At 47.1% G+C, this 26,911-nt stretch carries 20 protein-coding genes; 3 read left to right on the forward strand and 17 right to left on the reverse strand.

The features are described 5' to 3' along the window. Positions 1-8 precede the first annotated feature (8 nt). Positions 9-2,402, reverse strand: a complete 2,394-nt coding sequence (gene malP / locus K0335_RS06945) for a maltodextrin phosphorylase (protein WP_000082271.1) — start codon at positions 2,400-2,402, stop codon at positions 9-11. Between the two features lie 610 nt (positions 2,403-3,012). Here malP and malT point away from each other — a divergent pair. Beyond that, positions 3,013-5,718: an HTH-type transcriptional regulator MalT gene (gene malT, locus K0335_RS06950; protein WP_000907019.1), complete on the forward strand. Its 2,706-nt coding sequence runs from the start codon at positions 3,013-3,015 to the stop codon at positions 5,716-5,718. A gap of 42 nt (positions 5,719-5,760) precedes the next feature. Here the strand turns inward: malT and rtcA are convergent, their stop codons facing one another. Together rtcA and rtcB are read right to left on the reverse strand one after the other, a co-directional pair. Further along, positions 5,761-6,777: an RNA 3'-terminal phosphate cyclase gene (gene rtcA, locus K0335_RS06955; protein WP_104920152.1), complete on the reverse strand. Its 1,017-nt coding sequence runs from the start codon at positions 6,775-6,777 to the stop codon at positions 5,761-5,763. 3 nt (positions 6,778-6,780) lie between these two features. Further along, positions 6,781-8,007 carry an RNA-splicing ligase RtcB gene (rtcB, locus tag K0335_RS06960; protein WP_104920153.1) on the reverse strand — a complete coding sequence of 409 codons (1,227 nt, stop codon included), beginning with the start codon at positions 8,005-8,007 and terminating at the stop codon, positions 6,781-6,783. Between the two features lie 188 nt (positions 8,008-8,195). Here rtcB and rtcR point away from each other — a divergent pair, with 188 nt between their 5' ends. After that, positions 8,196-9,794, forward strand: a complete 1,599-nt coding sequence (gene rtcR, locus K0335_RS06965) for a DNA-binding transcriptional regulator RtcR (RefSeq protein ID WP_104920154.1) — start codon at positions 8,196-8,198, stop codon at positions 9,792-9,794. Here the strand turns inward: rtcR and K0335_RS06970 are convergent. The 3 genes from K0335_RS06970 to glpE are packed head-to-tail and all read right to left on the reverse strand — an operon-like array spanning position 9,776 to position 11,752. Next, positions 9,776-10,534 (reverse strand): DeoR/GlpR family transcriptional regulator, encoded by a 759-nt coding sequence (locus tag K0335_RS06970; protein WP_000815099.1) that lies wholly within the window; start codon positions 10,532-10,534, stop codon positions 9,776-9,778. The two genes, rtcR and K0335_RS06970, sit on opposite strands and share 19 nt — an antisense overlap. A gap of 16 nt (positions 10,535-10,550) precedes the next feature. Then, on the reverse strand, positions 10,551-11,381 hold the full coding sequence (gene glpG, locus K0335_RS06975; protein WP_000928723.1) for a rhomboid family intramembrane serine protease GlpG: 831 nt from the start codon (positions 11,379-11,381) through the stop codon (positions 10,551-10,553). A 44-nt stretch (positions 11,382-11,425) separates the two neighbouring features. Further along, entirely contained in the window at positions 11,426-11,752 is a 327-nt protein-coding gene (glpE, locus tag K0335_RS06980) for a thiosulfate sulfurtransferase GlpE (RefSeq protein WP_000371928.1), read from the reverse strand. Positions 11,753-11,941: 189 nt separating this feature from the next. Here glpE and glpD point away from each other — a divergent pair, with 189 nt between their 5' ends. Next, positions 11,942-13,447, forward strand: a complete 1,506-nt coding sequence (gene glpD / locus K0335_RS06985) for a glycerol-3-phosphate dehydrogenase (RefSeq protein WP_104920155.1) — start codon at positions 11,942-11,944, stop codon at positions 13,445-13,447. A gap of 30 nt (positions 13,448-13,477) precedes the next feature. Here glpD and K0335_RS06990 read toward each other — a convergent pair whose 3' ends face one another. The 11 genes from K0335_RS06990 to glgP all read right to left on the reverse strand — a co-directional run bounded on the left by K0335_RS06990 (position 13,478) and on the right by glgP (position 26,900). Then, positions 13,478-13,912, reverse strand: a complete 435-nt coding sequence (locus K0335_RS06990) for a hypothetical protein (RefSeq protein ID WP_104920156.1) — start codon at positions 13,910-13,912, stop codon at positions 13,478-13,480. Positions 13,913-13,942: 30 nt separating this feature from the next. Next, positions 13,943-14,995, reverse strand: a complete 1,053-nt coding sequence (locus tag K0335_RS06995) for an ankyrin repeat domain-containing protein (RefSeq protein ID WP_104920157.1) — start codon at positions 14,993-14,995, stop codon at positions 13,943-13,945. 79 nt (positions 14,996-15,074) lie between these two features. Then, on the reverse strand, positions 15,075-16,628 hold the full coding sequence (locus K0335_RS07000; protein WP_223685625.1) for a PstS family phosphate ABC transporter substrate-binding protein: 1,554 nt from the start codon (positions 16,626-16,628) through the stop codon (positions 15,075-15,077). A 145-nt stretch (positions 16,629-16,773) separates the two neighbouring features. Then, positions 16,774-17,904, reverse strand: a complete 1,131-nt coding sequence (locus K0335_RS07005; RefSeq protein ID WP_024256753.1) for a fimbrial protein — start codon at positions 17,902-17,904, stop codon at positions 16,774-16,776. A gap of 13 nt (positions 17,905-17,917) precedes the next feature. Then, complete coding sequence (locus K0335_RS07010) at positions 17,918-18,694, reverse strand: molecular chaperone (protein ID WP_024256543.1); 777 nt, start codon at positions 18,692-18,694, stop codon at positions 17,918-17,920. Further along, positions 18,660-19,184: a fimbrial protein gene (locus tag K0335_RS07015; protein ID WP_000199135.1), complete on the reverse strand. Its 525-nt coding sequence runs from the start codon at positions 19,182-19,184 to the stop codon at positions 18,660-18,662. The genes K0335_RS07010 and K0335_RS07015 overlap by 35 nt, the downstream gene beginning before the upstream one ends. Before the next feature lie 7 nt (positions 19,185-19,191). Next, positions 19,192-19,755 carry a fimbrial protein gene (locus K0335_RS07020; RefSeq protein WP_001023965.1) on the reverse strand — a complete coding sequence of 188 codons (564 nt, stop codon included), beginning with the start codon at positions 19,753-19,755 and terminating at the stop codon, positions 19,192-19,194. Next, the gene (locus K0335_RS07025) at positions 19,755-22,346 is read right to left on the reverse strand and encodes a fimbrial biogenesis usher protein (RefSeq protein WP_052728135.1); all 2,592 of its coding nucleotides are present in this window, start codon (positions 22,344-22,346) and stop codon (positions 19,755-19,757) included. The genes K0335_RS07020 and K0335_RS07025 overlap by 1 nt, the downstream gene beginning before the upstream one ends. 40 nt (positions 22,347-22,386) lie before the next feature. Then, positions 22,387-23,139, reverse strand: a complete 753-nt coding sequence (locus tag K0335_RS07030; RefSeq protein WP_001267302.1) for a fimbria/pilus periplasmic chaperone — start codon at positions 23,137-23,139, stop codon at positions 22,387-22,389. A gap of 119 nt (positions 23,140-23,258) precedes the next feature. Then, positions 23,259-23,963 (reverse strand): fimbrial protein, encoded by a 705-nt coding sequence (locus tag K0335_RS07035; RefSeq protein ID WP_000668511.1) that lies wholly within the window; start codon positions 23,961-23,963, stop codon positions 23,259-23,261. Positions 23,964-24,452: 489 nt separating this feature from the next. Beyond that, positions 24,453-26,900 carry a glycogen phosphorylase gene (gene glgP, locus K0335_RS07040; protein ID WP_000993433.1) on the reverse strand — a complete coding sequence of 816 codons (2,448 nt, stop codon included), beginning with the start codon at positions 26,898-26,900 and terminating at the stop codon, positions 24,453-24,455. Between the last annotated feature and the right edge of the window lie 11 nt (positions 26,901-26,911).

Below are 26,911 nucleotides of genomic sequence, written 5' to 3' on the forward strand. Positions count from 1 at the left end.
GAGCTTCCTTAGCGTTTTGCCTGCCAGATACGAGCCTGATAATCGCGAATAGAGCGATCCGAGCTAAACATACCGCAGCGGGCGGTATTGAGGATCGCCGCACGAGTCCAGGCCTCCTGATCGCGATACAGCACATCCACTTGTTTTTGCGCTTCGACATAAGCCGCAAAATCCGCCATCACCAGATACGGATCGCCGCCCTGTTTGCCGATACTGTGCAGCATCTGGTCAAACGCGTGTTTATCGCCATTGCTATATTTACCGCTTTCCAGCTCTTTCAATACTGCGTCCAGCACCTTATCTTTCTTCCGCCATTTCACCGGATCATAGCCCTTAGCTTTCAGCGCTTTAACCTGCTCCACGGTATGACCAAAGATAAAGATATTCTCTTCACCGACTTTCTCAGCGATTTCGACGTTTGCGCCATCCAGCGTACCAACAGTGAGCGCGCCGTTAAGCGCCAGTTTCATATTGCCAGTGCCAGAAGCCTCTTTTCCTGCGGTGGAGATCTGTTCGGAGATATCCGCCGCCGGGATCAGCATTTCCGCCGCCGAAACACAATAATCCGGCAGGAACACCACCTTCAGCTTGTCGCCCACCTGCGGATCGTTGTTGATCACATCTGCCACTTTGTTGATCGCAAAGATAATATTCTTCGCCAGGTAGTAGCCCGGTGCCGCTTTCGCGCCGAAGAGGAAGACGCGCGGTACGCGGTCAGCCTGCGGGTTTTCACGAATCTCTTTGTACAACGCCAGAATATGCAGCAGATTCAGGTGCTGACGTTTGTACTCATGCAAGCGTTTGATCTGAATATCGAAAATCGCCTGAGGATTGATTTCAATACCGGTACGAACTTTCACAAACTCCGCCAGACGGACTTTATTCGCCTGCTTGATCTCGCGATATTGCTGACGGAATTTCGCGTCATCAGCGAATTTTTCCAGATTGATCAGCTGATCGAGATCGTTAGCCCACTCTTTTTTCAGTGATTTATCCAACAGAGCCGCCAGTGCCGGGTTGCATTGCTTGATCCAGCGACGTGGCGTAATACCGTTGGTGACGTTATGAAATTTGTTCGGCCATAACTGGTGATATTCCGGGAACAAATCTTTCACCACCAGATCCGAGTGCAGCGCTGCCACACCGTTCACCGCAAAACCACTTACTACGCACATATTGGCCATGCGAACTTGTTTGTCATGTACCACCGCCAGCTTCGCCCATACCGCTTTATCGCCCGGCCAGGTTTTTTCCACCAGCTTCTTAAAGCGGTTGTTGATTTCGTTGATGATCTGCATATGGCGTGGCAGCAGGGCTTTTACCAGTTTCTCATCCCAGCACTCCAGTGCTTCTGGCATCAGGGTATGGTTGGTATAAGCAAAGGTATTGCTGGTGATCGCCCAGGCTTCATCCCAGCTCATCTGATGCTCATCAATCAGCACGCGCAGCAGCTCTGGAATGGCAATAGTCGGATGGGTATCGTTCAGTTGAATAACTTCGTAATCTGCCAGCTCGTGAAGTTTACGGCCAGCCAGATGATGACGGCGCAGAATATCCGCCACCGAACAGGCACACTGGAAGTATTGTTGCATCAGACGCAGTTTTTTACCCGCAGTGTGGTTGTCGTTTGGATAGAGAACTTTGGTTAGTTTCTCAGCGTCGATGCCCTGTTGTTCAGCACGCAGGAAATCGCCGTCATTGAATTTGGTGAGGTTAAACGGATGCGCATGTGTTGCTTGCCATAAACGCAGCGGCTGCGCCACGCCGTTACGGTAGCCCAGCACAGGCAAATCCCACGCCTGGCCGATAATTTTAAACCCTGGCTCCCAACGTCCATCTTTAGTGACTTTACCACCGATACTGACCTGTACATCTAATGCTTCGTTATGGCGGAACCACGGATAACTACCACGATGCCAGTCATCTGGCGCTTCCATTTGTTGGCCGTCAACAAATGACTGACGGAACAAACCATATTGATAGTTCAGGCCATAGCCTGTTGCGGATTGTCCGACAGTCGCCATTGAGTCGAGGAAACATGCCGCCAGACGGCCCAGACCGCCGTTACCTAACGCCGGGTCAGTCTCTTCTTCCAGCAAATCGGTCAGGTGAATGTCATAGGCTTTCAGTACGTCACTGACTCCGTCATACCAACCGAGATTCAGTAAGTTGTTCCCGGTCAAACGACCAATCAGAAACTCCATTGAGATGTAGTTCACATGGCGCTGATTTTGAGTGGGTTTAGCCACCGGCTGGGCACTGAGTAGTTCCGCGAGGGCACCGCTCACTGCCTGCCACCATTGACGGGAGGTCATTTCTTCGGCGGATTGCAAACCGAAACGTTGCCACTGACGAGTCAGGGCTGCCTGAAATTGATCTTTGTTAAAGGTTGGCTGTGACATAGGAATTCCGGGTCCTTAGCTAATAAAACAACGTTATCGCTAGTTTGCCTGGCTCGTTGTTAACCTTCCTCCTCCTGCCAGGGATTAGGCGGGGAGGAGTTGCGGGGATGAGCATAAAAGTGTGATCAATGCCACTTAAAGGTAGCGCAATCACCCATAAATGCCCCACTTCGCCACATGGCATCCTTGCTTATTGCTCACAATTGGGGGAGAGAAAAAAGAGACAATATCAAATCGTACTCAGTAGTTCATGCAAAATATGTAAACAGTGAAATAGTTACCTGATGGGAAAATCAATTGCGCAGAGTATGTCAATATTTACTACGCGAAGAATTATTAAGATAAGCCTTAATAGCAGTTCCAGTGATAGCTTAATAGAGCCTGGAATTTTTAAGGCAAATTACCCAAGAATCCAGATTTCACGCACCTTCAGTGAAATTTTACGATTTCTTGTAACAGTCATTGGGAAATGTGACAGAGCGCAAATTCAGACACATAAAAAAGTCGCTTAGCTTGCAATGAGTCACTTTCTGACCGACCTTATATCTATTATTACGAAGCGCAAAAAAAATAAAAATTCTCTAAAATTCCCACAGTGAAGTGTTTAACTATGTTGATTCCGTCTAAACTCAGTCGTCCGGTTCGACTCGACCATACCGTGGTTCGTGAGCGCCTGCTGGCTAAACTTTCCGGCGCGAACAATTTCAGACTGGCACTCATTACCAGCCCGGCTGGCTATGGGAAAACGACGCTCGTTTCACAGTGGGCGGCGGGTAAAAGCGAACTCGGTTGGTTCTCTCTCGATGAAGGCGACAACCAACAAGAGCGGTTTGCCAGCTACCTGATTGCCGCAATCCAACAGGCCACCAACGGGCACTGCACTGCCAGTGAAGTGATGGCGCAAAAGCGGCAATACGCCAGTCTCTCCTCACTCTTTGCCCAATTGTTTATCGAACTGGCAGAGTGGCATCAGCCGCTCTACCTGGTTATTGACGATTATCATCTGATCACGAATCCGGTGATTCACGAATCCATGCGCTTCTTTTTACGCCATCAACCCGAGAATCTGACCCTGGTAGTGATGTCGCGTAATTTACCGCAATTAGGTATCGCCAATCTTCGTGTCCGCGATCAGTTGCTGGAAATTGGTAGCCAACAACTGGCTTTTAATCACCAGGAAGCCAAGCAGTTTTTCGACCGTCGTCTGACATCACCTATCGAAGCTGCGGAAAGCAGCCGTATGTGTGACGACGTCTCTGGCTGGGCCACGGCACTGCAACTTATCGCCCTTTCTGCCCGACAAAATAGCCATTCGGCGCATCAGTCAGCAAGGCGCCTCTCAGGTATTAATGCCAGCCATCTTTCGGATTATCTGGTGGATGAGGTGTTAAACAATGTCGATCTCGCCACTCGTCATTTTCTGTTGAAAAGCGCCATTCTTCGTTCAATGAATGACGCTCTCATTACCCGCGTAACCGGGGAAGAAAATGGTCAAATGCGCCTTGAAGAGATCGAACGTCAGGGATTATTCCTGCAACGAATGGACGACTCTGGCGAATGGTTCAGTTATCACCCGCTGTTCGGTAACTTTCTGCGCCAACGCTGTCAGTGGGAGCTGGCGGCAGAACTCCCTGAAATCCACCTCGCTGCTGCTGAAAGCTGGATGGCGCAAGGTTTTCCCAGCGAAGCTATTCACCATGCATTAGCGGCGGGCGATGCCAGCATGCTACGCGATATTTTATTGAATCATGCCTGGGGATTATTTAATCACAGCGAACTGGCGCTTCTGGAAGAATCCCTGAAAGCACTTCCATGGGAAAGTCTACTGGAAAATCCCCGCCTGGTGCTGCTGCAAGCCTGGCTGATGCAAAGTCAGCATCGCTACAGTGAAGTCAATACGCTGTTGGCTCGTGCCGAGCAAGAGATCAAAGGCGAGATGACCGGCACACTGCATGCAGAGTTCAATGCCCTGCGTGCTCAGGTAGCGATTAACGCGGGCAATCCCGAAGAAGCAGAACGCCTGGCCAGGCTGGCACTGGATGAGCTGCCTATCGCCTGGTTCTACAGTCGAATTGTTGCCACTTCTGTTCATGGCGAAGTGCTGCATTGTAAAGGTGATCTCTCCCGTTCGCTGGCACTGATGCAGCAAACTGAACAGATGGCGCGACACCATGACGTCTGGCATTACGCTCTCTGGAGTCTGATTCAGCAGAGCGAGATCTATTTTGCTCAGGGCTTTTTACAGGCAGCATGGGAAACTCAGGATAAAGCCTTTCAGTTGATCAAAGAACAACATCTTGAGCAGCTACCGATGCATGAGTTTCTGGTACGTATTCGTGCGCAACTGCTTTGGGCATGGTCGCGGCTGGACGAAGCTGAAGCATCTGCGCGCAGCGGTATAGAAGTGCTTTCATCTTTTCAGCCACAACAACAATTGCAATGTCTGGCACTGTTGGTGCAATGTTCGCTGGCGCGAGGTGATCTCGACAATGCACGTACCTTATTGAATCGTCTGGAAAACCTGCTTGGCAATGGACAATATCATAGCGACTGGATCTCCAATGCTGATAAGGTCCGCGTGATTTACTGGCAGATGACGGGCGATAAAAAAGCCGCTGCAAACTGGCTGAGCCAAACGCCAAAACCGGAGTTTGCCAATAACCACTTCCTGCAAGGTCAGTGGCGCAATATTGCCAGAGCGCAAATTCTGTTAGGGGAGTTTGAACCCGCGGAAATTGTGCTGGAAGAGTTGAATGAAAATGCACGTCAGCTACGTCTGATGAGCGATCTCAACCGTAATTTATTGTTACTCAACCAGTTGTATTGGCAGGCTGGTCGCAAAAATGATGCCCAGCGTGTACTTATGGAAGCACTACAACTGGCAAACCGCACCGGATTTATCAGCCATTTTGTCATCGAAGGCGAAGCGATGGCACAACAACTGCGCCAGCTGATTCAGCTTAATACGCTGCCGGAACTGGAACAGCACCGCGCCCAGCGTATTCTGCGAGAAATCAATCAACATCATCGGCATAAATTCGCCCATTTCGATGAGAATTTCGTTGAACGTCTGCTAAATCATCCAGAAGTGCCAGAACTGATCCGCACCAGCCCGCTGACGCAACGTGAATGGCAGGTCCTGGGGCTGATTTACTCCGGTTACAGCAACGAGCAAATCGCAGGCGAACTGGAGGTGGCAGCGACCACCATCAAGACGCATATCCGCAATCTGTATCAGAAACTCGGCGTGGCCCATCGCCAGGATGCGGTACAACACGCCCAGCAATTGCTGAAGATGATGGGGTACGGAGTGTAAGTTTAGCCGGATAACGCGCCAGATCCGGCTTACATCTCTGCATCATTCAATGCTCACCCGCGTTACGCCGTCTGCTTCAGTCAGACTAAACCGCACAGGCAAAAAACGCTCCACCACCGCGATATTGGTCAGTAGATGACATGAGGGATAGGCGACCGTAAATTCTCCCGCCCCCGCCAGCGCCATTGGCAGTACCAGCTGGTCGGCGAGATATTCCCCCACCGCCGCCGGGCTTGCAAGGTAGCGTTTAACTTCTTGCACTAACTGCGCAGCCACCACCTCGGCACTGACGCGCTTTTCACCGACGACAAAAAAGCGTTCAGTGATATTTTCACTTTCGACTTCAAGCGAGACGGTATTACCCGGCCCCTGGTCGCGCGGCAGGTTATGAATATTCTGCTCATGCAGGGAAAAACTACCCGCCAGCGTAGCGATTTCACGCTCAGCGACATGGCGTGGCACACCAGCCAGTAGCACCTCTCCACGCATCTGCACAATGTTCCCGCGCTCGCCAAGTTGCAAGGTGTTAAACGATGCCACGGGCGAGACTTCCGTCGCCACCACGCCGCCTCCGGCAGGATAAAAACCGTGACGTAACAGCGTGGTTTGCTGATGAATTCCTATTTTTGCCAGCAGCGGCTCCAGCACCCGGCGGATAAAATCTGCAGGCGGGGCCGACGGGTTATCGGTACCTCCGCTCACTTCAACACGAGAAGGACCATCGGCAAACCACAGCGCGGGCAGTACCGTTTGTAGTACCAGCGTGCAACTTCCGGCGCTACCAATAGCAAAGCGGTAGTCGCCACCGCGCACGGTACCGGGCCGGAAGACCAGACGCTGCGACCCCAGCTCCGCGCCCTCCACCGTTGCTCCGCAAATTTCCGTCGCTGCCTTTACAGCCGTCAGATGCTGGCGCAACAGCCCCGGTTTCGCCCGCCCGGCGCGAATGCCGGTGATGGTAAATGGCTGGCCGGTTATCATCGACAGACTCAGCGCCGAGCGCAGGATCTGCCCGCCGCCTTCGCCCTGTGCGCCATCCAGCGCAATCATCCTTTTCATCATTTATCCTTTTACACACACCACCTGACGCAGGGTGTAGATAACTTCCACCAGATCGCTTTGTGCCGCCATCACCGCGTCGATATCTTTATACGCCATCGGGATTTCGTCGATCACTTCGGCATCTTTACGGCATTCCACATGCGCGGTGGCACGAATTTGATCTTCCACGCTGAACAGTTTTTTCGCTTTAGTACGGCTCATTACCCGCCCGGCACCGTGGCTGCACGAACAGAACGACTCTTCATTTCCCAGCCCACGGACAATAAAGCTTTTCGCCCCCATCGAACCGGGAATAATTCCATATTGACCAGCACGCGCAGACACCGCGCCTTTACGCGTCACATAGATCTCTTCGCCAAAGTGCTGTTCTTTTTGCACATAGTTGTGGTGACAGTTGATCTCTTCCATCGCCAGCGTTTGTGGCTGTCTTACCGTTTTCTGCGTAACGCTCTGCAACGCCGTTACCACGTTTTCCATCATCGCATCGCGGTTAAGGCTGGCAAAAAGCTGCGCCCAGGCCACCGCTTTCAGGTAATCGTCAAAATATTCCGTACCTTCCAGAAAGTACGCCAGGTCACGCGATGGCAACGTTTCAAGCGTTTCCTGCAACTCTTTTTGCGCCAGATCGATAAAGTAAGTCCCGATGGCATTACCAATTCCGCGTGAACCGGAGTGCAGCATAATCCACACCTGATCCGACTCATCAAGGAAAATTTCAATAAAGTGGTTACCCGTTCCCAGCGTTCCCAGGTGTTTATAGTTATTGGTATTAAGGAAACGCGGATATTTTTGCGTTAACCACTGATAACCGGCTTCAAGCTCAGCCCATTTCGCATCGACGTTAACAGGCGGGTTTTCCCATGCGCCTTTATCACGTTTACAACGGCCTGTGGTACGCCCATGCGGCACGGCAGTTTCAATCGCCTGACGCAGCTCCGCCAGGTTTTCAGGCAGGTCAGCCGCCGTTAACGCGGTACGCAGCGCGTTCATTCCACAGCCAATATCCACGCCCACTGCCGCCGGAATAATCGCCCCTTTGGTCGGGATCACGCTACCAATGGTGGAACCTTTACCCAGATGTACATCAGGCATTACTGCAATATGTTTGAAAATAAACGGCATCTTCGCCGTATTAATAAGTTGCTGACGCGCATCGTCTTCTACCGGTACGCCTTTGGTCCACATTTTTACCGGGACATTTTCAGTGGTCAGTAATTCGTAATTCATTTTGTTTTTCTCTTTTCGTTGTTTACTGTCCAGATAATTGCAACCGTCGTGCCAGAAAATTAAATAAGCAGATTAATTTTTTAATTCATTGTTTTTAAATAGATAAAATCTTTACGTCCGTAAACGGAGATTTCCCGCAAAGCCAATTCGCCGATAATGAAATATCGTCTTTTATAAGGATATCTAAGATGCGTAAAACAGTGGCTTTTGGCTTTGTCGGCACCGTACTGGATTATGCCGGGCGCGGCAGTCAGCGATGGTCGAAATGGCGTCCGTCACTCTGTCTATGCCAGCAAGAATCGTTAGTCATCAATCGACTGGAATTGTTGCACGACGCCCGCTCGCGCTCGCTGTTTGAAACGCTTAAACGCGATATCGCCAATGTTTCGCCAGAAACAGAAGTGGTGAGCGTTGAGATTGAACTGCATAACCCGTGGGATTTCGAGGAGGTTTACGCCTGCCTGCATGATTTCGCCCGTGGTTACGCGTTCGAACCTGATAAAGAAGACTATTTAATTCACATCACCACCGGTACCCACGTCGCGCAGATTTGCTGGTTTCTGCTGGCGGAAGCACGTTACCTGCCCGCCAGGTTAATACAATCTTCGCCACCGCGTAAAAAAGAACAGCCCAATAGCCCTGGTGCGGTGACGATTATCGATCTCGATTTAAGCCGTTATAACGCTATTGCCAGCCGCTTTGCCGAGGAACGCCAGCAAACCCTCGATTTCCTCAAATCCGGCATTGCCACGCGTAACTCCCATTTCAACCGCATGATTGAGCAGATCGAAAAAGTGGCGATTAGATCCCGTGCGCCGATCCTGCTCAACGGCCCAACCGGTGCGGGAAAGTCGTTTCTGGCACGACGCATCTTCGAGTTAAAACAGGCGCGGCATCAGTTTAGCGGCACGTTTGTGGAAGTGAACTGCGCCACTCTGCGCGGCGATACTGCCATGTCGACGCTGTTTGGTCATGTGAAAGGCGCGTTCACCGGGGCGCGGGAATCTCGTGAAGGGTTATTACGCAGCGCCAACGGCGGCATGTTGTTTCTTGATGAGATTGGCGAACTGGGCGCAGACGAACAGGCAATGTTGCTAAAAGCCATTGAAGAGAAAACCTTTTACCCGTTTGGTAGCGATCGCCAGGTGAGCAGTGATTTTCAGCTGATCGCCGGAACGGTGCGCGATTTGCGCCAGCTGGTTGCCGAAGGCAAATTTCGCGAAGACCTGTACGCGCGGATCAATCTCTGGACCTTCACCCTGCCGGGGCTACGCCAGCGCCAGGAAGATATTGAACCGAACCTGGATTATGAAGTGGAGCGCCACGCCTCACTTACCGGCGACAGCGTGCGTTTTAACACCGAAGCGAGACGCGCCTGGCTGGCCTTTGCAACATCTCCCCAGGCAACATGGCGCGGTAACTTTCGCGAGCTTTCTGCCAGCGTCACACGCATGGCGACGTTTGCCGATAGTGGGCGTATCACCCTTGAAACCGTAGAAGATGAGATAAACCGTCTACGCTACAACTGGCAGGATAGCCGCCCTTCCGTGCTTACACAGCTACTGGGCGCTGAAGCGGAAAATATCGACCTCTTTGACCGCATGCAACTGGAAAACGTTATCGTCGTTTGCCGTCAGGCAAAGTCGCTTTCCGCTGCCGGGCGTGAACTCTTTGATGTTTCGCGCCAGGGCAAAGCCAGCGTCAACGACGCGGATCGGCTACGCAAATACCTGGCGCGTTTTGGTCTGACGTGGGAAGCCGTGCAGGATCAGCACAGCTCCAGTTGAATATGGTGGTCCGTCAGCACCTGCATCACGCTTACTGGCGGCGGGGCGTCGGTGTAGACGGCATCGACCATGCTGATGCTACCCATATTGACCATCGCGTTACGGCCAAATTTTGAGTGATCGACAACCAGCATAACGTGGCGCGAGTTCTCAATAATGGCGCGTTTGGTGCGAACTTCGTGGTAATCGAACTCCAGCAGCGAGCCGTCGCTATCGATGCCGCTGATCCCCAGAATCCCGAAATCAAGGCGGAACTGGGAGATAAAATCGAGCGTCGCTTCGCCAATGATCCCGCCATCGCGGCTGCGTAATTCGCCACCGGCGAGAATGATGCGAAAATCTTCTTTTACCATCAGCGTGTTAGCAACGTTGAGATTGTTAGTCACAATGCGCAAATTGCTGTGATTGAGCAGCGCGTGCGCCACCGCTTCCGGCGTGGTGCCGATATCGATAAACAGCGTCGAGCCGTTAGGAATTTGCTCCGCCACTTTGCGGGCAATACGCTCTTTTTCTTCGGTCTGGGTGGCTTTACGATCGTGCCACGGCGTGTTAACCGAACTGGAAGGCAGCGCCGCGCCGCCATGGTGACGCAGGATCAGGTTTTGCTCCGCCAGCTCGTTGAGGTCACGACGAATAGTCTGCGGACTGACGGAGAAGTGTTCCACCAGTTCTTCGGTGCTGACATAACCCTGCTGTTTAACCAGTTCAATAATACCGTTGTGACGTTGTGTTTGTTTCATTTATAAGTCCCTGGAATTATTTTCGTTTTCGCGCATTAAGCGAATCAACAAAAGCCATCGCTAAACCCACGGCTAACCCGGCGATGTGTGCTCCGTTCGCCATCGACATCCCAAACAAATCAAACCATCCGGCGACAATCCAGATCAGTGCAAAGATGATTAACCCACGTTGCAGGTAAATGCCACTTTGCGGATCGCGTTCGCCGCGTAGCCAGACGTACCCCATCAGTGCATACACCACGCCAGAAAGCCCGCCAAACCATGGCCCGCTGAATTTTTGCTGCACATAGCCGCTTAACAGGGCGCTAATCAGCGTAATAACAATTAGCTTACCGCTACCGAGACGTTTTTCCACCGCGCCGCCGAGATACCACCACCAGAGCAGGTTAAAAAGGATATGCATCAGCGAGAAGTGCATTAATGCATGAGTGAAGTAACGCCAGAACTCAAATTTCAGTGTCGGATCGAATGGCCAGGCCAGCCATAACATCACTTCCTGATCACCGAGAATTTGCATGGCGATAAACACCACCACGCAGGCGATCATCATCACCCAGGTCACCGGACCTGCGCGTTCACGCAAGGCAGCAAAGAAGGGATAACGGCGATAATGCAGGCCGCTGCCGGTATGGCCCGCCTGCCAGCTGGCCGCCAGATAACGCGGATCTGCCGGGTTTTCGAGAAAACGCGCCAGCTCCGCCCGCACGCGTTCGGCCTGGGATTCATCCGCCAGCCAGACATCGCTTTGGTTATGTTGTTGAATCGTGAGGATAACACCCTGCGTCGCCATGTAATCAACAAACGCCTGCGCCACGCGGGGGTTAGCAAAAGAGGTAATCATCAACATCGTTGCTGTCGCTTATTCCACACAAAAGGGGACAGTATAAAGCGTTACGCGCCGTACGCCACCTCTGCTGGAAACTGACGCTGCCAGGCTTCAAATCCGCCATCAATGCTGTAGACCACATCGTAGCCCTGTTGTAGCAGATACTGCGCCGCGCCTTTGCTGCTATTACCGTGGTAACACATCACCATAACTGGCGTATCGAAGTCGTTATCACGCATAAACGCGCCCAATGTGTCGTTGGTTAAATGGAAAGCCTGCACCGCATGCCCCATTGCGAAACTCTGTGGATCGCGAATATCGACCAGCACCGCCTCTTTTTCCTGCAACTTCTGGTGCGCGTCGGCAACGTTAATACATTCGAACTGATCCATGCGTCTCTCTTTCTTTACAAACAAGTGGGCAAATTTACCGCACAGTTTACGTCGAAGCGGCAGATAAACGCCATAATGTTATACATATCACTCTAAAATGTTTTTTCAATGTTACCCAAAGCGCGATTCTTTGCTAATATGTTCGATAACGAACATTTATGAGCTTTAACGAAAGTGAATGAGGGCAGCATGGAAACCAAAGATCTGATTGTGATAGGTGGCGGCATCAATGGTGCTGGTATCGCGGCAGACGCCGCTGGACGCGGTTTATCCGTGCTGATGCTGGAGGCGCAGGATCTCGCTTGTGCGACCTCTTCCGCCAGTTCAAAACTCATTCATGGTGGCCTGCGCTACCTTGAGCACTATGAATTCCGCCTGGTCAGCGAGGCGCTGGCTGAACGTGAAGTGTTGCTGAAAATGGCTCCCCATATCGCTTTCCCGATGCGTTTTCGCCTGCCGCATCGCCCGCATCTGCGTCCGGCGTGGATGATCCGTATTGGTCTATTTATGTACGATCATCTGGGTAAGCGTACCAGCCTGCCGGGATCTACCGGTTTGCGTTTTGGCGCAAATTCAGTGTTAAAACCGGAAATTAAGCGCGGATTCGAATATTCCGACTGTTGGGTAGACGACGCCCGTCTGGTACTCGCCAACGCCCAGATGGTGGTGCGTAAAGGCGGTGAAGTGCTTACCCGTACTCGTGCCACTTCTGCTCGCCGCGAAAACGGCCTGTGGATTGTGGAAGCAGAAGATATCGATACCGGCAAAAAATACACCTGGCAGGCGCGCGGCCTGGTGAACGCCACCGGCCCGTGGGTGAAACAGTTCTTCGACGAGGGGATGCATCTGCCTTCGCCTTATGGCATTCGCCTGATCAAAGGCAGTCATATTGTGGTGCCACGCGTGCATACCCAGAAGCAAGCCTACATTCTGCAAAACGAAGATAAGCGTATTGTGTTCGTGATCCCGTGGATGGACGAGTTTTCCATCATCGGCACTACCGATGTAGAGTATAAAGGCGATCCGAAAGCGGTGAAGATTGAAGAGAGTGAAATCAATTACCTGCTGGAAGTGTATAACACGCACTTTAAAAAGCAGTTAAGCCGTGACGATATCGTCTGGACCTACTCCGGCGTGCGTCCACTGTGTGATGATGAATCTGATTCGCCGCAGGCCATTACCCGTGATTACACCCTTGATATCCATGATGAAAACGGCAAAGCTCCGCTGTTATCGGTATTCGGCGGTAAGCTGACCACCTACCGCAAACTGGCAGAGCACGCGCTGGAAAAACTGACGCCGTATTATCAGGGTATTGGCCCGGCGTGGACGAAAGAGAGCGTGCTGCCGGGTGGTGCCATCGAGGGCGACCGCGACGATTATGCCGCTCGCTTGCGCCGCCGTTATCCGTTCCTGACCGAATCGCTGGCACGTCACTACGCGCGCACTTACGGCAGCAACAGCGAGCTGCTGCTCGGCAATGCGGGGGCGATAGGCGATCTCGGGGAGGATTTCGGGCATGAGTTTTACGAAGCAGAGCTGAAATATCTGGTCGACCACGAATGGGTCCGCCGCGCCGACGATGCCCTGTGGCGTCGCACAAAACAAGGCATGTGGCTGAATGCGGATCAACAATCTCGTGTGAGTCAGTGGCTGGTGGAGTATACGCAGCAGAAGTTGTCGCTGGCGTCGTAAGGATGATGCCCGGTTGTGAAGTGCACCGGGCTATCGGGTTGCCAGTTGCCTGAATAACCGAAGCAACTCTTGCCTGTTCTTTTTTAATTTCAGTGTGTCGGGCCATGCTTCATAGAATGCCAGTTGATATAACGACATATTGGATTCGGTAATCTCTCCTGCAAGCACGGCAATCATAAACTGAAGATGGTGATAATTTATCGCCCATATCCGCTGATCTTTAAATCCGCAGACATACCAGAACGTCCAGGCATCCGGTTGACGTGATTGCATTGGCGTCAGCTGGCGATTAAAACCACAGTGCATACAGGTAATTTGCGAGATGGCAAACCTTATTAACGGCCAGCGATAGGTGCCTTTAGTCCCATTTACTATGGTTTTTCCCGTCGCTTTTGCTGCGCATTTTGGGCAAACCACATCATAGTTTTCCTCATGAAATGCGTTTAAAGCGGATAAAGTCGTCATTGTTATCAATCCCTTCAATCCGCAATTTTGTTAGCGCTTATATTTTACATTATCCAACCTGATGGGCTGTAAATTCGCGGTTACCCAAATAACGCTTAACTCAACCAAACGGTGCGGCTCCCCTTTCTTTTTCTTAAGTAGTGCAATAAGCAAGCGAGTTTCTTCCAACAACTGTTCCGGGAGCGCATTTCCCTGGCTGACATATTCCAGAAAGGCATCTGCCATTTTTTTATAATCGGCATCCCAGTTAATACCGCCATTACCGTCAAGTTCATAAATTATTTTTCCAGCAATACGAATAACTTCTCCCTGCAATGAATTGGCTGCGCCAATACCCGGCACGAGTTGCTGCCATAATGCGGCAAAAATATTCTCTTCTTCTGCATTAATTACAATGGGTGAAACACCGTCATGAACATATCGATGCGGTACAGGTTCAACATCAAAAATCTGGTACAGTCGATCCAGCGCGGTGCTGACTTTATCTACACTTTCCGGATTGTAATCTGCACGTAAAAATTCAAATTTCTCACCAATGCGGGTAACAAACTCACGCATACGTGGCGTTCTTTCCGCCCCAGCGGCCAGCAAAATTTCTGCCAGTTGCACCATTTCTTCAATATTAATAGTCCGACAGACACATAGCGCTGCCTCCAGCGGTGTATGCCGTTCAGCATTCAAGACATCGATCTGTGCCCCCCACTGAATAAGTTTCCTGACGTTTTCCGGTTTATGTGATTTCGCCGCGCTATGCAAGGCCGTTCCTCGATGACGGGAAACGGCGTTTACATCAGCGCCTAACTTAAGCAAAACGTCGACATTCTGCGTCCAACAGTGCGCCCAATTATGCAGCGGCGTTGCACCGTATTCATCTGTTGCAGTAAGATCTGCCCCCTGTTCTACCAGCCATTGAGCCCAACTCTCCGGGCATTGCCAGCATTTTGCCAGTGCGGGTTCTTTACCGTAGCCGCCATACGCGTTAACGTCGCAACTCTCAAAGACCGCTTTAAATGCTTCAAAATCCCCAGCCTGGAGAATTTCATCAAAATCTTTGGGTAATTTTTTCTTTTTTGCCTTCGCCATAGCGTGCTGATTCCTTATATTATCCCTTGAAAAAATAAAGAAAAAAATCGAAATGAACTAATCTTGCATATTAATGTTTTCATTTTTCAAAATTCTTTTTAACAGTGTTCATAATTGAGTACAAAGGCACATACCCCACATCCTGCACCAGTTGTTGACCTTGCGGACTTAAAAACCAGTCGACAAATTGCTGAGTTTCAGCCGTAGGGTTTTCGCGTGTCACCATATAGCCATTAATTGTATAGGGATACGTATCATTGCGAATATTATCTATGGTTGGCGAAACACCATTTATTGCCAGTAGTTTTATGTTTTTATCAGCATTCATTACCGTGGCATAATAACGAAACGTATATCCAATAGCACTTGATGTATTTTGATAATCAGCGACTCTTCGGATCACTCCGCCCATTCCTGTAGCCATTTCTGTTTCTTTTGCAGGCAGCATGGGAGTGTTTTTCATTACTTTTCCTAACATCACTGTTTGACTACCTGAGTCTTCCGGGCGCTGCCAAATTTGTATATCTTCATTGTTACCACCTACATCCTTCCAGCGAGTTATTTTTCCACTAAAAATATCACGGACCTGATTTTCAGTAAGTGAATTCACAGGGTTATCTGCATTAACGATAAAGACAAATGCCTCTTTAGCAAAAGGGGTATAATTTAATTTGACGCTTGCTGCTTCTGCATTTTGTTGTTGTTTTTTTGAGGGCATTGCAACAAAAATGAGATCGGCTTTATTTTCAATAAGTCTGTTATAAGCCTCAGGTGTGCGTGAAACTTTCAAACAGCAATGATTAATATTTTCCCTTGTGTTAGTTTCGGAAAATTCATTTAATGCATAAAATGCAGAAGCATAAAGTGGATAAAGTGCTGTGGCACCATCAAGTCGTGGGCGTTCTACTTTATATTGAAATGGCACATTTCCACGTAACGGTGTGAGTTTCTTATTGACGCTATTAGGGTGATAATCTGCATATATGTTGAAAGTTTCTGTGACACTTCGCTCTTTGGTTTCATATGCATATTTATCAGCACGTAATTTCGCTTGCCATGTGGCAATTAGGGCAAGAATAAAAATCACAAGAGTGATGATATTACGACCATACTGAGCATCGCCAGGGAATATATTCTTTCGCTGCGATATATAATATCCGAGTGTAAAAATAACTTGCGAACCCACAGGGATAATCAACATCCCCCAATACCATCCTGAAATAATAAATCCAATATTTAACCCCCACCAGGGTAAAGCCCAGAAAAGGAGATTTGCATAACCTTCACCACGGAAACTGAATTGAGCATTTTGTACAATCATTATCCATGCAATCAGCACCAGTAAAGCTGGTAGCAACATCAGGCAATAACGTAAAGAGGAGTTAAGTTCCGGCCTGGTACACCGTTTCCCCCATACGGCACCTTCAATAAACATTGCCAGGGCACCCAGGGAAAGCCCTCCATAGAGCTGTAAGTTTTGCCCTAATGTACCTAACGGATAATTTAGTGAATCACAGATAAATTCCGTCAGACCAAGAAGCATTAGTACGACTAATGCTACCAAATGGGTCATGATGGGAATAGCGATAAAAGCCAGTACAAACGAAGTAAAAATCCATTTATTGTTTTTCATATTCCATCTCATTTAACTTCACAAAAAAACACTTGCTGCTACATTGCACAATACACCTGTAACAGTAAAGTTTTAGCAGTTAACCCAGGCTGGTAACCTGATTACCATATATCTAATGGTTTTATTTTGTACCGACTATCACATATCACTGGTATTCCACCCTCAAAACAGCCAGAGCGTTATAATGGCCCGCAGCAGGTAGTCGCCCAGTGGTGCTGACGGGGAGAGACAGAAAAGTCACGTCTGCCGTCTGAGCTGACTCTGCCCGGTTTTCAACTAATTTAAATGGCACACCAACATGGGCAGCCAGTGCATTCAAGTCTACGGATTCCTGTTGGCTATCCATAATCATAATTCCAACGTCTGGGTTATCCTCCGCCTGAATAATACTTTGCCGACCATTAATGTCTCTCGTTGATGAAATATTGCCATCAAAAACTAGCGTCATTACGGCATCAATATCTTTATTCGTACAATTTATCGGAATAGTCGTTGCTACCGGAGAAACACCCGTTGGCTTCACTCCAGCCCCCGCCCGACTTAATTCACTGGCCCAAACATCTGGCATATTAACGGTAAAACTTGTACCCTCATTAATTGTGCAGCCTTGTGGAACCTCAATATTTAAGTTGCCAATATAAGCATTAAATACTGGAATTGGTCCATGCTCTGTTGGGAGCTGACTGACATACAAAGAAACCAGCAATACATTATTTATTGATATATCGGATATTATTTTTTTATCAAGTCTAATTTTTATATAACCTTCAGTACCTGACCCCCAACTCGATGGTTTACTTCTATCCAATGGATAATTAGTGCTATAATTGTCAAAAGGTACTGTCTTATCTGTCAGTGAGCCATTTTTATTATAGAGTTTTACATGTGTCGAGACAGATATTTCATGAGTTACAGGAATAAATATATCGCTCCCCTGATAATCACCTGACGCCCCCGACGGATCAATCCCAGACACACCAGAAAAATAAACTTCATAATCATCCAATGAATTACAGTAAGCCTTGTAAGTTCCTATTCTCCAGTTCTGTGAGGGTAGTACTTTTCCGGGTGAGTTATTATTAACATCTGAGATAGTGATAGTGCCAAAATTATAAGAAAACATCGCAGGAGTAGTATTATTACCTGGCGCACCAGGATAACAAAAAGCGCGATCCCGTCCCATATCTTCAGCATATACGATGTTATAGCAACTACAGATCGATAGAACAAACAATAAAATAATTTCTTTTATATGTCCACAAGAATAAGTAAGCATCATGCCTCCAAAGTTATCCATGTATTGCTACTGCACCCATTGCATTATTTTGAAAAACATTTAACTTTACGTTCCATTCAGGTAAGGCATTATTATAAAGATCCAATGTTTGCCAGCTAATCTCGCAATATCCTTGCCGCTGACACCAATTCTGTTGACGATGAGTAAATGGTGCGACCATGCCACCATTTATGCTTTTACCATCAATAGATAAATTATAGAGTGTCACATACCAGGGAGTCGGGTTAAAAATGGTGACAACTTCATTGTTTCGTGACCAGCGTAACTGTTGATAAGCTTCAAGTGCATTACCTGATAACTTCGCTGGGCGATAAAATATTTTCATCCGATTACGTACAGCTACCTGAAGTTGATTCTCGTTCTTAAGCTGTGAGTTTTGTTCCTGAGCAGGTAACGCTGCCACATTCAGTATAAATAAACTCTCACGATCTGCAGGTAATGAAGCACCCATGCCATTAATTCTTATTTTGGTATTTTTATCTTGTTTAAGTACCAATAATGGTGGTGTGACAATAAATGCCTTATCTGGAAGTAAAGGCTGAGATTCCAGCGTCCCTTTTAACTGACGGCCATCATCAGGTGTCACGGAGATTTTAACCAGCATATCTTTACTGGCAGTATTTTTAAGCTCGACCGAAATTGATGACTGCTTTTCTGGGTAAACAAAACGAGTACCGCCAACAACAACTCCTGCTTGCGCATTTGTGCAACATATTAAAATGCATATCAGCACATTAATCATAAGTGACGATAAAGGAAACTGATGCATTCGCATCTCCTGGTTGTACATCATTTTTTATAGCTTTATAAGCAGCAAAGAAATGCAATGTATTATCTACCAATGGTGTAAGGGCAAAACTTGTACTCTTTATACCATTACTAATACTTTGTCTGTTGTTATCAAAAATAGCCAGTGCTAACCCATCGACTGAGCCATCTTCCAGTTTATACAGGGCCGCGTCTTCACTCACTGATGTTCCATCAAACGTGACATTGGCATTACTGACATCACTGCCACAACGGGTTAACTTTACAGAGAAGCCAATTTTTTCAGTAACATTCCCTGAATCTCTCACCATATAGCTGGGAACATCAGGCATGTTAACTGTGAAATTTTTAGATTCATCGGCAACAATACACGTCTTTGCCGTTATTATTCCTTCTATACGTACAACACCTGCATGCGTTATATCATCAGCAATGGATGGCATTGATATCACAGAAATTAACAGAGCAATTAAATTACAGTAGCGTGTCATATCAACCTCACTGATAGTCTATATCAAAGTACAACAGTGCGTTCGCCTGTCCCGCATGTACGTTTTGCTGAGTTGACTTATAGCGGAGTTTAAAGGTTAAACTGGCATCGCCATTATTATTTAAAATTAACTCTTTGAATCCTGACTCACTATTAATTGCTATAATTTTATCATTACTGTCTAAAATTTCGATGCCCACGCCAGTTGCACTATCGGCACTGGAAGTCAGGCGTAATAAAGTAGTATTTATAGCATCAGCATCCCCGGTAAACTGCACATTAGCACTTACTCCTGAACTATAAACAGTACTGGTTGTTGTAGGACACCCTTCCAGATTGATCGTAAATGTATGGCTGTCAGAAACGTCCCCTACATTCAAAAAATCATTGGCGTCATAAGTTCCCATATTTACTGGCTGATCTTTACTTCCAGCTGTAATGTCACAAGTTTTTGCTAATAATTGTCCTGTAAATGTAACTACTACGGTATCGTTAGCCAGTGCATCACATGAAATCACCATCATGGACAATGATGTAAAAATTAATCGAATAAATTTCTGTAATATATTCATTAGCGGCACTCCAGGTCTGCATAGCTAATAGCATTAGCTAGCTCGCTTTCTGGTAATTGATAGCTTGCCCGACATTGCTGATAAGAATTTTCTCCCCACTGTATATTTATTATGCCTTGTAAAGGCAAACCGGAGAGATATACCTGCCCACTGTCACCCACTATTCCTGTAATCTGAGTTGTCCCCTCAGTGGGTACACTGGCCGTCGCACCAAATGGAACTGATTTACTACGATAGCGAATATTAAATAAACCACGAATACCAACATGTGCATTAAACTCAGCACGAACTAAAGCACCTTTGCTAGGTATGACTTCCATAGTAGTAGCATCTAATTCTGTATGCATACTCATAGACATAGGGTCTAAAGAGATATTATTACGCCGATATTCCGTGGCATAAGGTACGACAGCATAGCCACGCCAGTCTGTTTTAACCCCTGTTCCGCGTTCCACATTAACATTATTTGCCCCTGGCGCTTTTATCAGTATATTTGTTTCACCTAACGGCTGACTTAGCGTGAAACCATTTTCGTGAATAACCATGGCACCACTTAAACCATAGTTAAATTGCTGGTTACCATTATTATCGTAGCTGTATCCAGAATTTAGTGAACCATATGTACCACGGTAATTTAAACCTACCGAGCCATTTTCGCCATTATTCTGGTTGGCAAAATTTTGTTGAACATTATAGTTGAGATTATGTTGTTCCAGCAGCGATCCAGATACTCCGACATACTGATTTACATGACCGCTATTATCCTGACTGTAACCATAAGTCGCTGTCATAGAATTTGTCACAGTACGCCCATCGACTGCTGGTGATAACCAATTACTGATCGGCAATGAGACATTTACGGATAAGATTCTGTCCGCATCTGAACCTGGTGACTTGCTATAATTATAAGCAATATTTAAATAAATCCCATGTACGCTCGTATTATAGCCAACCTGATATAAGGTATCTTTATTATTCGTATTCCAGTAAGTTTGTTGACTTGCCGCCAAATACATAGAGCCATATTCGCCCAATGGTTGCGATATATTTGCCTGAAACTTTCCTCTTTTGTTATAACGTAAATTATAAAAATCATTCCAGTTATAAACATAGTCTTTTTCATTAAGGGTATCTGGATCGATAACCGTACCCGACATTTTTTTGTATGTGGTATCACTCAACGAATAAAATCCCTCCGTCGAATAGCGATAACCAATAATCTGAAACGCCGTACCTGTTTGTACTAACGATTTTGAGTATAGAAAACGGTACGATTGCCCTTGATGTTTACTGCCATCAGTAAGGGTGCTATTGGCTTGCGTCAAATCAAATGACGTCGCACCAAACATACCAAAGTTGAATCCAAGACCGAGTGCAATTGCCCGATAATTATTTGAGTATTGCATCCCTCCGTAGGCGGTAATATCCCAGGGTAACCCCCAAATCAAATCTCCTTGAAAGACATTCGGACTGTTTTGATTATAGCTATTGCTACGATATTTACCGACCGTTGCCGAATATTTAATATGCCCTTCTCGTTGAAGAATGGGAACAGCGGCGTAAGGAATGGTATAGATAGTTTCGGAATTATCAGACTCTTTGATCGTAACTTCCAAATCCCCAGCGGAAGACGTAGGGTTCAGATCATTGATTTCAAAAGGTCCGGGAGGAGTATATGTCTGATAAATAACATAGCCATTTTGTTTAATCGTTACCTGAGCATTACTTTTAGCAATACCGCGCACAGTGGGGGCAAAACCACTTTGGCTATCGGGTAGCATGTTTTCATCGGATTCAAGTTTAGCACCACGAATACTCACGCTGTCGAAAACATCCGATGAAGACCAGGTATCACCTAGAGTTAATTCACTTTTAAAAGGAATAATTACTCGTTGTAACGTACTACTCACATGTGCAATTTTACCCGGTGAATTACCTGAACGACTCCATGTAGAATAATCACGAAAACGCCACGCCCCTAAATTTAAACCTGAACGGAGATTTAAATAATAACTATCAGACGCATAGTCTCCACGATCACTGTTGCCAGAAAAATCATAATTAATAAGAATGGCCGGGATACCATTATCCCATTCCTCAGGCGGAATATAACCACGTGCTTCATGCTTTAATATTGCCTGCGGAAAGGTCAGTTTGAGTCGTTGCGCATCCAGTTCAGGAGTATATTGAACTTCTGCAAACCATATACGTAAATCGAGACAATTATTCCCCTCTGCTTGCGCCTGCTCCGGCAATGCACTTTTGTTAATTCCTAAAGTAACTAACTCATCGAGCGAAAAACAGGGGATCAACTGATTCTGCTCATCAGCGTTGAAAGTCACCTTACGTGATGTCAAAGGCGAATCATTGACCCATATTTCAACCTCATAGCTACCAGGCAGATATGTCATCCCTTTCTCAAAACGAGATAAATCAGCAACAGCTTCGGTATCACCCGACAGGAATGCAGGGTTAAAGCGCATACCCGCCACTGAACACGTAGGCAAAAGTGTCAGTAGAAGCAGCATACACCGCCTCATCTGCTTGTGCCTTGCCATCCCGTGTTCGAGTTTTCTGAGCTTTAGGTTCATATCCCTGACCTGAGTTACTTTAATGTTTTATCTTCCAGGTTTATTGCATCGTTCCCTTTTGCCTGGCCGTCGTAGCACCGTAATCATTAATTGTTTGATACGTAATTTCCCCCGCTAACGTCACCGGTGAAGTTACTGTGATGTCACTTTTCGGGGGAACAAACGTATTAGGTAATTTTGTCCCTTGCACCCTGATTCCAGTCACCGTCAGATAATAGGGAGAAGGGTTAATGATTTTCAGTTGTTTACCTTCGTATTTAAATCGCAGCATATCCCGCGCTTTACCAGCCTGGACAGGTAAATTTATTGGACGGTAAAATAATTTAATTCTGTTTTGTAACGCCAGTTGTAACGTGTTTTTCTGGGTATTCTTCTCATCCGTTGGCGGAATCGCTTTCACATTCATCCAGAATAATGTTTCGCGATCAGTCGGTAACTGTGATTTACCAATAAACATTATCCTCAATGATGCTTCTTTTCGCGTTGGCAACATAAATAAAGGAGGCGTAACCACAAAATCCTGACTTTTTTTACTGCTTTGATTGTCATCAACCCATGACTGGATTAAATAGCTGGTGTTAGCCCCACCATTCTGCACATTTAATGTAATTTGCTGACTGTCAGATGGATAAATCAGACGCGTGGAGCCGAGGCCGAAACCACCCGCAGCAATAGAGTTGACAGATATGGCAGACAGTAAAAATAGAGCACCGACCCTTATGACATATTGAGCATTCAGCAAAGAATTAATGTTTCTATTCGTAAAACATTTATTTTTTGAAATCCATCTCATACTGCATCCTTGTAGATGAAACTAATTTTAATTACTGATACGTGTCTATTTATTATAATTCAACACGTAATATTAATTTCAGGCTACAAATAACTGTAACCTGAAATTTTCTTGCGTAATTATTCGTACAGCACGACGAAACTTGCCGTAGATTTAACCAGACCGGGTGCAACGGTATTACCGTTCTGCGCATAGCCCGCAGTAAATGCCGCAGTAAAATCATGTTTGACTGCATCGCCGGGAATCACGTAAGCCGCCGAAGAACCACTACCCTGAGGAGTTTGTGTATTCAGTTTAATCAGACCATCAGCTGTCGTGTTTTTAGAATAAATACGAATCCCTACACCTGTTGCACCTGCTTCGCCATTACCATCAGCATCAGTGTCTCCTTCAACTTCATTGGCAAGCGTCTGATTAGCACTGTCTGCTACGCCAGTAAAACGAAATTCAATGTTTTGACTGTCCGTATTGCTACAATCGGTCAGTTTAATGTTGAAGTCAGTCTGGTTACTGGCTCCCGTTGCCTCGGTATCAATGCCTGTGAAAGCGTTAGAAGGTACGACTGGCAGTACCACTTCAATCTGTTTCGATTCTGTAGCAACCTTGCATGTCGCTTTAACCACACGCCCCGTAAAGCGGATGTTTCCGCCCATCGCATCGGTGTTGCTATCCATATCGGTAAGTTTTGGATAATCAACGGTACTCCAGTCTGTATCCGCGCCACCAAATTTTGATGCATCGCCTGGCGCAGCGATTACCGCTGTTGACATCAGCATACCTGATGCCAGTAAAGCTACAGATAAATTAGATAAATGAAATTTCATTTATACCTTTCCTTTTGTTAAAAAATCCAAGTGATATAGGCAATTTTTCATATGTAACTATCATTGGTTACGATACAAAAAAGAATAAATGGGTACTGGTAACCCCACAGGAATGAATGAAGAGAAAGAATGATAGATAAATATTATATTTAGTGAGGATAATTTAACTCTAAAAAAACTGATTCGCAATCAATGGTTTTAAATTATAACCTATCCACTTGAAAAAAAAGAGAATTACATTCACCAGAGCAATTAAACCACGGCAACAACAATAATTAAAATGAATAATTTTCTCTTATTCATATAAAAATAATATCAAATCCTCTTGATTTAAATTAATTCTCACAATTAATTTTCAGAATACATTCACAATGCAAATTCAATGAAAATAATTATTCGTTTTACGTATTATACCAATACAAAAAAATGCCGTGTGTTCCATTAAAGATAATCTTTATGGAAACACCCGGCAGTGTCATTAGGTAATAATTACAATCTCACCGGATCGATATGCCAGATATGATCAGCGTACTCTTTGATAGTGCGGTCAGAAGAGAAATAACCCATATTAGCGATGTTCAGCATTGCTTTTGCAGTCCACTCTTCCTGGCGACCATAAAGTTCGTCCACTTTATCCTGACAATCAACGTAACTGCGGTAATCAGCCAGTACCTGATAGTGATCACCAAAGTTAATCAGTGAATCCACCAGATCCCGGTAACGCCCCGGTTCTTCCGGGCTGAAAACACCGCTGCCAATTTGCGTCAGCACCTGATGCAGCTCTTCATCTTTCTCATAGTACTCACGCGGCTTATAGCCCTGACGACGCAGTTCTTCCACTTCTTCCGCAGTATTACCAAAGATAAAGATATTGTCAGCACCGACATGATCCAGCATCTCGACGTTCGCACCGTCCAGCGTACCGATAGTCAGCGCGCCGTTAAGTGCAAACTTCATATTACTGGTGCCGGAAGCTTCTGTGCCTGCCAGGGAAATTTGTTCTGACAGATCAGCCGCTGGAATGATCATCTGCGCCAGACTCACGCTGTAGTTCGGGATAAATACAACCTTCAGTTTGTCGCCAATCTGCGGATCGTTATTGATCACTTTCGCCACATCGTTGATCAGGTGAATGATGTGTTTTGCCATGTAATATGCTGAAGCAGCTTTCCCGGCAAAAATGTTCACACGCGGCACCCACTCTGCATCAGGATCAGCCTTAATGCGGTTGTAGCGGGTAATCACATGCAGCACATTCATCAATTGACGTTTGTACTCGTGGATACGTTTGATCTGCACATCAAACAACGCTTTCGGATTAACGACAACGTTGAGCTGTTGTGCGATAAAAATAGCCAGACGCTTTTTGTTTTCCAGCTTGGCATTGTGAATTGCCCGATTAACCAGCGGGAAATCGCAGTGCTGTTCAAGTTCGCTGAGCTGGCTTAGGTCGGTACGCCAGTTACGACCAATATTTTCGTCCAGCACTTTGGAAAGCGACGGGTTAGCCACAGCCAGCCAGCGACGCGGCGTTACGCCGTTCGTCACGTTGGTAAAGCGCCCAGGGAAAATCGTCGCGAAATCCGCAAATAGCGATTGTACCATCAGGTTTGAGTGCAGCTCGGACACACCGTTGACTTTATGGCTAACCACAACCGCCAGCCACGCCATCCGCACACGTCGGCCGTTCGATTCATCAATGATCGACGCACGCCCCAGCAGACCGGTATCGTTCGGATACTGCTCCTGCACGGTTTTCAGGAAGTAGTCGTTGATCTCAAAGATGATCTGCAAATGACGCGGCAGGATTTTACCCAGCATATCTACCGGCCAGGTTTCCAGCGCTTCACTCATCAGCGTGTGGTTGGTATAGGAGAAGACCTGACAACACACTTCAAACGCGTCATCCCAGCTAAACTTATGCTCATCAATCAACAGGCGCATAAGCTCTGGGATCGACAACACCGGGTGGGTATCGTTGAGGTGAATGGCGATTTTATCCGCCAGATTGTCGTAGGTTTTATGCAGCTGATAATGACGGCTTAGAATATCCTGCACGGTGGCGGAGACCAGGAAATACTCCTGGCGCAGGCGTAACTCACGACCTGAGTAGGTGGAATCATCCGGGTAAAGTACGCGGGAAACGTTCTCGGAGTGGTTTTTATCTTCCACTGCGGCAAAGTAGTCGCCCTGGTTGAATTTACCGAGGTTAATTTCACTACTGGCCTGAGCATTCCACAAACGCAAGGTATTGGTCGCGTCAGTGTCGTAGCCAGGGATAATCTGGTCGTAAGCAACTGCGAGGATCTCTTCGGTTTCAATCCAGCGAGTTTTCTTACCCTCCTGCTGGATACGCCCGCCAAAGCGAACTTTGTAACGGGTGTTGTGCCGTTTGAACTCCCACGGGTTGCCATATTCCAGCCAGTAGTCTGGAGACTCTTTCTGGCTGCCGTTGACGATGTTCTGCTTAAACATGCCGTAGTCGTAACGGATACCATAACCACGACCTGGCAGCCCTAAGGTTGCCAGTGAGTCAAGGAAACAGGCCGCCAGACGCCCCAGACCACCGTTGCCGAGGCCAGGGTCATTTTCTTCATCAATCAACTCTTCAAGATCTAAGCCCATTGCTTCCAGTGCGTTTTTAACATCGTCATAAATACCTAACGATAACAACGCATTGGACAGGGTTCGACCAATCAGAAACTCCATCGACAGGTAGTAAACCTGGCGAGTTTCCTGCGACAACTGCGCACGGTTAGAGCGCAACCAGCGCTCTACAAGGCGGTCGCGCACCGCAAACAGTGTCGCGTTAAGCCATTCATGTTTATTGGCAATGACAGGATCTTTGCCAATCGTAAACATCAGCTTATAGGCGATTGAATGCTTAAGAGCCTCAACGCTAAGTGTGGGCGATGCATAAGTAAATGGAGCATTCATATAGGTGATCC

This window comes from Escherichia sp. GZ89 (genome assembly GCF_019366485.1).
GTDB lineage: Bacteria > Pseudomonadota > Gammaproteobacteria > Enterobacterales > Enterobacteriaceae > Escherichia > Escherichia fergusonii.